This is a genomic window from Mesorhizobium sp. P3_B5, assembly GCF_056402815.1.
In genome coordinates, this window is the sequence record NZ_JBFUGR010000031.1 from 1 (window position 1) to 8168 (window position 8168).

8 protein-coding genes and 1 pseudogene are annotated in these 8168 nt (G+C 64.3%); 2 read left to right on the forward strand and 7 right to left on the reverse strand.

All coding sequences use genetic code 11. The features are described 5' to 3' along the window. The coding region (locus AC1DVW_RS29475; protein ID WP_477327887.1) for a transposase at nucleotides 1–232 on the forward strand (232 nt) is incomplete at its 5' end. A gap of 158 nt (nucleotides 233–390) precedes the next feature. On the opposite strand, the gene AC1DVW_RS29480 is transcribed toward AC1DVW_RS29475, so the two are convergent. Then, nucleotides 391–1317 carry a hypothetical protein gene (locus AC1DVW_RS29480; protein WP_477327889.1) on the reverse strand — a complete coding sequence of 309 codons (927 nt, stop codon included), beginning with the start codon at nucleotides 1315–1317 and terminating at the stop codon, nucleotides 391–393. A 67-nt stretch (nucleotides 1318–1384) separates the two neighbouring features. After that, nucleotides 1385–1990, reverse strand: a complete 606-nt coding sequence (gene leuD, locus AC1DVW_RS29485; RefSeq protein ID WP_477270218.1) for a 3-isopropylmalate dehydratase small subunit — start codon at nucleotides 1988–1990, stop codon at nucleotides 1385–1387. 162 nt (nucleotides 1991–2152) lie between these two features. On the opposite strand from leuD, the gene AC1DVW_RS29490 reads away from it, so the two are divergent. Beyond that, nucleotides 2153–2578 (forward strand): GNAT family N-acetyltransferase, encoded by a 426-nt coding sequence (locus AC1DVW_RS29490; RefSeq protein WP_477327891.1) that lies wholly within the window; start codon nucleotides 2153–2155, stop codon nucleotides 2576–2578. A 54-nt stretch (nucleotides 2579–2632) separates the two neighbouring features. Here the strand turns inward: AC1DVW_RS29490 and AC1DVW_RS29495 are convergent, their stop codons facing one another. The 5 genes and pseudogenes from AC1DVW_RS29495 to AC1DVW_RS29515 form a co-directional block, all read right to left on the reverse strand. Continuing rightward, nucleotides 2633–3799, reverse strand: coding sequence for an NAD(P)/FAD-dependent oxidoreductase (locus AC1DVW_RS29495; RefSeq protein ID WP_477327893.1), 1167 nt, complete (start codon nucleotides 3797–3799; stop codon nucleotides 2633–2635). 28 nt (nucleotides 3800–3827) lie between these two features. Then, nucleotides 3828–5432: an ATP-binding protein gene (locus tag AC1DVW_RS29500; protein ID WP_477327895.1), complete on the reverse strand. Its 1605-nt coding sequence runs from the start codon at nucleotides 5430–5432 to the stop codon at nucleotides 3828–3830. Next, the gene (locus tag AC1DVW_RS29505) at nucleotides 5420–6112 is read right to left on the reverse strand and encodes a response regulator (protein ID WP_477327897.1); all 693 of its coding nucleotides are present in this window, start codon (nucleotides 6110–6112) and stop codon (nucleotides 5420–5422) included. The genes AC1DVW_RS29500 and AC1DVW_RS29505 overlap by 13 nt, the downstream gene beginning before the upstream one ends. A gap of 4 nt (nucleotides 6113–6116) precedes the next feature. Continuing rightward, nucleotides 6117–7646: a DUF4153 domain-containing protein gene (locus tag AC1DVW_RS29510; RefSeq protein WP_477327899.1), complete on the reverse strand. Its 1530-nt coding sequence runs from the start codon at nucleotides 7644–7646 to the stop codon at nucleotides 6117–6119. Nucleotides 7647–7947: 301 nt separating this feature from the next. Beyond that, nucleotides 7948–8168 (reverse strand): annotated as a pseudogene (locus AC1DVW_RS29515) (IS110 family transposase); the annotation flags it as partial.

Here is an 8168-nt window from a genome sequence, read left to right on the forward strand (position 1 = left end):
AGCGGCAAGCTCGCTCAAACATAGGAGCAAGATCACAGGTGGCCGCCCGCGGGTCAGGCGAGCTCTCTACATGGCGGCGCTCGGCGCCATCCGCGCCAATGACCGGTTCAAAGCTTTCTACGTCGCCCTTGCCGCACGTTCCGGATCAAAGAAACTCGCCATCGTCGCCGTCGCAAGGAAGCTTCTGGTCACCCTCAACGCTATCATCAGGGACAAAACCGCATTCGCGTGAACACAGTTGCCATGCCGCGACTTAGGAGAGTTGTGGCGGTTCAGAATCTCGTACCGCTGGGCTTCCACGACAAGGGTCGCGGCATGGTTCCTAGGGTCTGCGCTCCGCTTCGCGTCGCTCCGCCCGTGGATGACGAAGCCGCGATGGTGTGCCGAGCCCTAGTTTGCCGACCCCAGCGCCTTGTCCAGCGCTTCCTTCACATCCGCCGGCCATTCCGCCACCGGCGGCCACGCCTGCGGCTCGCCATTGTCGCCGCGCCGGGAGAAATAGAGCGCATGCTTGACCGGGTCGACCGCCATGAAGCCGTCATTGCCGCCGCAATCATGCGGCACGCAGCCGCTGGCATAGAAGGCGCCGGACGCGGTCTTTTCGGTGCCGCCGCCGACCAGCAGGCTGGTCGCCATGTCGGGCATGCTGTCGCCGAGCAATTTCTCGGCCGCCTTGTAGACGGCCTCGTTGTGGAAGGCATCGATGATGTTCTGGTATTTGGACGGGTCGATGTCCTTCCAGTCGGTGCCGGGTTCCGGCGCGTAAGTCAGATCGCCTGAAATCGTCAGCCCGTCCGTGGGCGACCATTGCAGCGCCTGCTGCGAAGCGCCCGGCAGGAGATAGGGCACGAAATAGATGGCGTTGTCGGCGACCGCCGCCGGCGGCGCGCCGCATTCGTCCTGTTCGACCGTGGTGCTTTGTATCTCGCCGCCTTCCGGCTTCCAGACGATCACCGTGGCCGGGCCGCATTGGTTGCCGCCATCGCCGACATTGACCAGCGCGACGTTGACGCCGCCGACCTTGACCACCTTGTCGAAGAACACCTCGTAATTGCTGGCGAGCTGCTTGCCGTCAAAGGCCAGAACCTTCTCGCCGTCCTGCTCAGGCTGGGTGATGGTCAGCTGCCCACCCTCGAACGGGATCGGTCCCTGGCTGTCATCGTCGGCCAGAGCCGCATTGCTCGATGCGCCCGGGTCCGCCCCGCCGGACGGATCTTCAGCCGGCACCAGCACCTTGTCCGTCTGTGCATGCGCACCAGCCACCGGCATCAGCATCCACGCCAGCGCGCAGGCGCCGGCAAGAAGCAAACGTGTCATGACTGGTCCCCTCCGTTCAGCCGCCACGAGCCCGGCTGGCAACGGCCGGGCTATCCGTCCAGATCGCTCAGGCCCAGGGGCGCTCGGCGGCGTTCTTCTTCTCGAACGAGGCAATGGCGCCGGCCTTCTCCATGGTCAGGCCGATATCGTCGAGGCCGTTGAGCAGGCAGTGGCGCTTGAAGTCGTCGAGGTCGAAATGCACCACGCCGCCATCCGGGCCGCGGATTTCCTTGGCCTCGAGGTCGACCGAAACCGTCGCGTTGGAGCCGCGCGAGGCATCGTCCATCAGCTTCTCCAGATCTTCCGGGCTGACGGTGATCGGCAGGATGCCGTTCTTGAAGCAGTTGTTGTAGAAAATGTCGGCGAACGAGGTCGAGATGACGCAGCGAATGCCGAAATCGAGCAGCGCCCACGGCGCATGCTCGCGGCTCGAGCCGCAGCCGAAATTGTCGCCGGCAACCAGGATCTGCGCCTTGCGATAGGCCGGCTTGTTGAGAACGAAATCAGGGTTTTCCGAGCCATCGTCATTGTAGCGCATTTCGGCGAACAGGCCGGTGCCGAGCCCGGTGCGCTTGATCGTCTTCAGATAGTCCTTGGGGATGATCATGTCGGTGTCGACGTTGACGATCGGCATCGGCGCGGCGACGCCGGTGAGCTTGGTGAATTTTTCCATGGCTTTTGCCCGTGTTTTCGTTGCGGGAGGATTTGCTGACGCCGGTTTACACAAAGCTGCGGGCAAATAAAAGGCAGCTGTTTTCGGCCGGCCTTGGTCCTCGATCAAAAGATCGCTCGCAGCGTCTTCAAAACCTGCGGCCTGTGGTGCACTTTGCCCGGCATGACCACAGCTTCAAAAGTCCTCTATGCCCGCGAGCCTGGGCTCGACACCGCCGAGTTTCGCCGCGTACTTATAGAATCCGGCCTCGGCGAGACACGCCCCGTCGGTGACGACGCCCGGCTGAAGACCATGCTTGCCAATGCCAATCTGGTGCTGACCGCGCGCCTCGACATCGAAGGCAAGCCGCTGATCGGGGTTGCCAGGGCCATGACCGACTTCTCCTGGGTCTGCTACATCTCCGAACTCGCCGTTTCCGCCTCGGCGCAAGGGCTCGGCATCGGCAAGGGCCTGATGGATGAAGCGCGCCGGCAGCTCGGGCCATCCGTCGCCATCAGCCTGATCTCCATGCCCGACGCCGTCGGCTTCTACGAACGCATCGGCATGAAGCGCATGCCCGACGCCTTCTGGTTCGGCCGCAAAGCCTGATGCCGTGAGACGCGCCTTCCCTTCTCCCACAGGGGGAGAAGGAAGAAGCACCCCTCAAATCACATTCAATTCCCGGAACGCCCTGCCCTCGGCCACACGGCCGTAGCCAAACGCCGAGCAATCCACCGTGCGGTAGCCGCCATGCACCAGAAACTCGGCCAGCGCCTTGCCGACTGCCGGCGCCTGCTGCAGGCCGTGGCCCGAGAATCCGTTGGCGAACAGGAAATTGCCGATCTCGGGGTGCGGGCCGATCACCGCGTTCTGGTCGAGCGTGTTGTAGTCGTAATGGCCGGCCCAGGCGCGCGTCGGTTTGATCGCCTCGAAGGCGGGAATGCGGGTGGCCAGCACCGGCCAGATCACCTCTTCGAACAGCGGCCAGTCGACGTCGAAATCCTTGGGGTCAGCCGGGCCATCGCCCTCTTCCGGTTCGGCGCCGCCGGTGATGTAGACCGAGCCTTCCGGCCGGACATAAATGCCGGAGGGATCGACCAGCAGCGGCATGTCGGCATATTTCTCGCGCGCCTCGAAGACGAAGACATTGCGCTTGCGCGGCTCCACCGGCAACGCCAGCCCGGCCATCGCAGCCACCTTGCCGGCATTCGGCCCGGCGGCGTTGATGACGGTGCCGGCCTCCAGCTTGTCGCCATTGCCGAGGCTGACGCTGGTGACGCGGTCGCCCTGTCGTTCGATGGCGGTGACGTCAGCGGTGATGAAATCGATCTTTTTCGCGCGCAGCGCCTTGTGGAACAGCATCAGCATCGCATGCGCGTCGAACCAGCCCTCGCCGCTGCGGCCGTAGGCGCCGGCGGTGATGCCCTCGGCCGACAGCCACGAGAAGCGACGCGTAAGCTGGTCGGCATCCTCCAGCACGATGTCGGCGCCCTCGGCCATCTGCGCTTCGTGATTCGCCTTCAGGATCGGCAACCCGTTCTCGCCGGCGAGGATCAGATAGCCGCCTTCGCGAAAGCCGATATCGGCGTCAGCGCCAAAAGTTTCCGTCAGCCGCCGGAACAGTTTCAGCGTGAACTGCGACAGCCGGATGTTTTCCGGGATCGAAAATTGCTGGCGGATGGAGGCGCAGGACAATGTCGTCGCCGCATGCGCAAATTGCGGGTCGCGCTCGACCAGCGCGATCGAGCCGGAAAAGCCTTCCTCGCGCAGATAATAGGCGATCGAGGACCCGACGATGGCCCCGCCGATGATGACGATGTCGTAGCGCATTTTTTCTCCGCTTCGCCGCCTGCGTCCTTTACGCAACCGGCACGACAATCTCGAAGCGCGTGCCGCGCCCGGAGTCAACCAGGCGGATCGTACCATCATGCGCTTTCAGGAGGGCCAGCACGATGCCGAGCCCCATGCCGGTGCCGCCACTGTCGCGGCGCGTGGTGAAAAACGGCTCGAAAATCCTGCTGCGGTTGCTCGGCGAAATGCCGGCGCCGTCGTCGCTGACCAGGACCGTCGCCTTGCCGCCCGTGCTCGCCGCCGCAATCGAAACCAGCGTCGCGCCATGCCGCGCCGAATTGTCGATGAGATTGGCCAGCACGATCGCGGCGTTTTCCGCCGATATGTGCAGAACGATATCGCCGCCCGCCTCGATGCGAACCGCCACCCTCTCCTCGGCTGGCAGCAGCGCCAGTGCGGCGCCGAGCGATGTGCTTTCACCGCTCGGCGCCAGATTTTCGGCCCGCGCCAGGTCGAGCAGGCGCCGCACCAGGAGATTGAGCCGCCCGGCATCGGTGACGATGTTGTTGGAAAACCGCTGCCGCTCGGCCTCGTCCATGGCGCTACCGGAATCGCGCAGCAGCTCGGCCGCCCCCTGGATCGCCGTCAGCGGCGATTTGAGCTCATGCGAGACATGGGTGGCAAAGGTCTGGATCGAGTCGGAGCGCGCCTGCAGTTTTTCCGCCATGTCGAGAAAGGCGGCGGAAAGCTCGGCCATTTCGCGCGTGCCGTGATGGTCGAGCGGCCGTATCGCCGCGCGGTCTCCGGCGGCGATACGCTCGGTGCGGTCGATCAGCGCGTAGATCGGCCGGCTGACGGTGCGCAGGAAGACCAGGCCGATGAGCAGCGTACCGCCGAGAATGGCGATCGCCGCCAGCGTCACCTTGCCGCGCTCGCCATAGAGATGTTTGATGATGTTGTTCGGCGTCCGTGACAGATAGACGACGCCGGCGACATGGCCCGCGACCGCAACCGGCATGGCGACGAAGACGCGCACCTTGGTGCCGCGGCTGACCGAATAGAGTGGCGGCGTTGGCTGGTCGGGGATGCGCAGCCTGAGCGCACTGGCATAGCGGCCGGCAAGTGCCGCACGCACCTCTTCGACATCGCCGAGCGACAGGCCGATCTCGTCGCGCCCGGCGATGACGATACCTGAGGGGTCGAGCACCCGAAACCCGGCCAGCGTGGTTTTCTGGGTCTCGCTCAGGATACCCGACAGGCGTGTGCCTATGGCAGCGAAAGCCGGATCGATGGTTGCTACCTGCGCCGCGGGCCGGGTTGGCAGAACAGTGTCCGAGGCAAGATCAAGGCGCGGCTCGATCGGATTGTATAGTGTATCAGAATTGTCGCTTCGGCTCGCATCGCCGCTTCCTGTCTCCGGCATCGGCGCACCGAACTTCTCCACGGGAATGCCGGCGTCACGCACATCCTGCGCATAGATGGCGGCGAGCACGGCCCCTTGCGCGATCAGCTCGGCCTCGGTCTGGCGGATCAGCTGGTTTTCATAGAGCCGGAAGAAGAACAGCCCGACCAGCGGCAGCGCCATCACCATGATCAGGATGGCGACGACGACAGTGGCCAGGCGCGGCCGCCATTTGCTGCCGATCCATTTGCGGGCGCTCACGCGCTGCATCGGCCAAGCCGGAAGCCGACGCCATGCACGGTCTCGATGCCGTCCAGACAACCCGCCGCAGCCAGCTTGGCGCGGATGTTGCGGATATGGCTGTCGACGGTGCGGTCGGCGACATGGATGTTGGCGGCATAGGCACTGGCCATCACCGCGTCGCGGTCGAGCACATGTGCCGGCCGCGCCAGAAATCCTCTAAGGATCGAGAATTCTATCCCCGTCAGCGCCAGCGGCTTGCCGTCGAAACTGGCGGCGTGGCTGGCCGGCACCAGGCTGAGCTTGCCATGCGCGAAATGCCGGTCGTCGGCCGTTTCCGGCGCCGGGCGGGCGCGCCGCAGGATGACGTTGACGCGGGCGACCAGTTCGCGCGGGCTGAACGGTTTGGTGACATAATCGTCGCCGCCCATTTCGAGCCCGAGGATGCGGTCGATCTCTTCGTCGCGCGCGGACAGGAACAGCACCGGCACATCGGAGCGTTGCCTGAGCCGCCGGCAGACTTCGAGCCCATCCATCTCCGGCATGCCGATGTCGAGCACGACAAGATCGGGCGCCCGACGTTCGATGGCCATCAGAGCGGCGGCGCCGTCGGCCACCGCTTGCGTTTTCATGCCGGCCTTTTCCAGCGCAAAGCAGATCACCTCGCGGATATGCGGGTCATCGTCGGCGACGAGGATGTGATGCGGCATGAATCTAGCGGTCCGGCATGGAAGGCTGGGAAGGTGGAGGAAGCACGAGCGGGCCTCTGTTGTCGAGAACCCTGGTCAGCCGCCAGCCGCGAAAGCTCCAGGCGCGCCACTTCTTTTGCTCGGCGATATAGTCGTCGGCCATCTGCAGGTCGGCCACCCAGGTGGTCAGATGTCCGGTCTGATGCATGTAGTAGCGATCCAGTGCCGGCAGGGCGACGGCGCCGAATGAGCGCAGATACTCGGCATCGAGCGGCGTGCCGGAACCGGACATTTCAAGGGAATGGTCGACATTGTAGTTGGCGATCAGCGCCGCAAAGTTGATGAAGCAGCAGGCATAAAGCGTCGCCGATAGCGTCAGAAGATTGGCGGAGGACAGCCATTCATTGGATTTTCCAAGCGCAATGCGGGCGACAATGAGGGCAAGACCTACCGCCACCAGTCCCATCCAGACGAAGGCGGCGATGCGCCAGTAGGTCAGCGCATAGATGCCGATATAGAGATCGAGCCGCAGGATCGATGAGATGACCAGCACGATGTTCTGCGCCACCCAGGCATAGACCAGCCGGCGGATCAGCGGATCGGCCGAGGTTTCGCTGCCGGGCCGGAGCGCCGCCAGCACGAAACCGGCGGCAAGCAGCGCGGTGACGATGAGCGGATAGGCGCCGCGATGTGCATAGGAGGCGTAGCTCAGCCCGTCGGGCAACGCGACCCCGCCCCACAGATAGGTGGCGTCGAGCCCGGTCTGCAGCGCAAACAGGATGTTGAAGACGATCAGCGCGCGCAGAATGGCGGCCTTGCCGAAGATGATGTCCTCGATGATCGGTCCGGCCTTTGTCGCGGAGGGCGCGCTTACAGGCCTGGGAGGCATCTTGCGAGGAATGCGGCGCAGGAGACGCGGCAGGCGCGGCCGCAGGAAAGCCCAGACGACGACAAGCACCGCCAGCCAGAAGGCCAGCCGCATCAGCTGGATGAGGTCGAGCAGCGCCATCAGGTCGATGAGCGAGAACCAATAATCGATGACCGGATTGGCGGCGCCGAACAGCGCGAGAAACACCACGCCGAGCACCAGCGGCATGATCCACACGGCCAGCGCGGCGAAGCGGATGCGCCGCCGGCCAAACCGGCGCGCCGCCTGGCGCCAGCGGAAGAAGTCGCCAACGAAGCGGAAGGGTCCGGCGAGCAGGAACAGTGCCGCCTGGCCGGCAATGCGGGCGGGGCTGTATCGCAACCGCTTGGTCAGCGAAAGCGCAAACACCACAAGCGCTACAAGCGCGATGGTGACGGACAGCACGCTGACATTTTCGGCCAGCGGCAGCAGCGCGAGGAACAGGGCGGCTGGCTTGAGCCAGACCTTGCCGTCGCTGAATGCAGCGGGATGCACGGCCACGACCGCGCCGGCGATCAAGATGGCGAACAGGAAAACCGTGATGCCGACGGGCTGGCCATAGAAGAAAAAATCCGCCGGCGCGACCAGCAGCACGGCGATGCCGAAGCGGCTGCAATAGCCCGGCGCACCCGAAAGAAACGATGTCATGAGCGGACTTTCCTGGTGATACAACCGACATGTCTGGGTGTGCGGACGAAAGGGAGGAGCGTCGCCTCGCTGCGAGGCGGATCGACCAGCCACCAGCTTTCGTTGCGGAGCCGGTACGGCAGTAGCCAACGGGGGGTGTTTCGCTGTTGCATGGCGCTGTTGTCTTATGTCCCCATGGAAACGGCAGGGCGGAGCGGAGGAGGTTTTCCGCAGGAACGTGCAGTTTTCGTGCAGGACCTGCGCTTCCAGCCAGGCTCCTTTCTCTCCCTCGCGAAGCGGGGGAGAGCGACTATCTGGGGTGTCAAGTTGCATTGGCGAACTCGGCTCGCGCGTCGCGTGCTTTTGCATTGAGAATGACGAGCAGTTTTCTGGCTAGCGCGATGCGGATGAGCATTTTGGGTTTTCCCGCCTGTTGCAACCGTTGAGCGAAAGCTTTGAGATGGAGATCGAACTTGGCCACGATGGCCGCGACGATGAAGAGGATACCCCGCGGCCCGGTGCGTCCGCCACGCACATGCCTGT

Bases quoted from the DNA above. Each gene is read 5' to 3' on its own strand.
- AC1DVW_RS29480 (WP_477327889.1), bottom strand. From the start codon at position 1,317: ATGACACGTTTGCTTCTTGCCGGCGCCTGCGCGCTGGCGTGGATGCTG.
- leuD (WP_477270218.1), bottom strand. From the start codon at position 1,990: ATGGAAAAATTCACCAAGCTCACCGGCGTCGCCGCGCCGATGCCGATC.
- AC1DVW_RS29490 (WP_477327891.1), top strand. From the start codon at position 2,153: ATGACCACAGCTTCAAAAGTCCTCTATGCCCGCGAGCCTGGGCTCGAC.
- AC1DVW_RS29495 (WP_477327893.1), bottom strand. From the start codon at position 3,799: ATGCGCTACGACATCGTCATCATCGGCGGGGCCATCGTCGGGTCCTCG.
- AC1DVW_RS29500 (WP_477327895.1), bottom strand. From the start codon at position 5,432: ATGCAGCGCGTGAGCGCCCGCAAATGGATCGGCAGCAAATGGCGGCCG.
- AC1DVW_RS29505 (WP_477327897.1), bottom strand. From the start codon at position 6,112: ATGCCGCATCACATCCTCGTCGCCGACGATGACCCGCATATCCGCGAG.
- AC1DVW_RS29510 (WP_477327899.1), bottom strand. From the start codon at position 7,646: ATGACATCGTTTCTTTCGGGTGCGCCGGGCTATTGCAGCCGCTTCGGC.